1 protein-coding gene and 1 pseudogene are annotated in these 402 nt (G+C 58.7%); both read left to right on the forward strand.

Going from position 1 to position 402, the window contains the following annotated elements; translation table 11 throughout:
- Positions 1 to 253 (forward strand): GNAT family N-acetyltransferase (locus FMN63_RS00135; protein WP_148581926.1); only part of this gene is annotated, 253 nt, incomplete at its 5' end.
- Positions 250 to 402, forward strand: a pseudogene (locus FMN63_RS29700) (HslU--HslV peptidase ATPase subunit); the annotation flags it as partial. The gene FMN63_RS00135 and the pseudogene FMN63_RS29700, both read left to right, overlap by 4 nt.

Below are 402 nucleotides of genomic sequence, written 5' to 3' on the forward strand. Positions count from 1 at the left end.
CTACGGCATCGACCAGTTCATCGGCATCGAGGAACTGGCAGGCAAGGGTCACGGACCGGCCTTTATGATAGGGTTCTGCAATATGCTCTTTGCAAAGGGCGCGCAGCGGATCCTGGTCGATCCGCATCCTGACAATGCATTCGCAATCAGAGCCTATACCAAGGCGGGCTTTGAAGGACTTGGCGAAACAACGACGAATTACGGCCGGGCACTGTTGATGGCCCTGGACCGCCAGGAGAATGATACGCAATGACCACTTTTTCCCCTCGCGAGATCGTTTCCGAGCTCGATCGCTATATCATCGGCCAGCATGACGCCAAGCGCGCCGTTGCGATTGCGCTGCGCAACCGCTGGCGCCGCCAGCAGCTCGACCCGAGCCCACGAGACGGAGCTACATCTCGT

It is taken from the genome of Stappia sp. BW2 (genome assembly GCF_008107695.1).
Lineage (GTDB): Bacteria > Pseudomonadota > Alphaproteobacteria > Rhizobiales > Stappiaceae > Roseibium.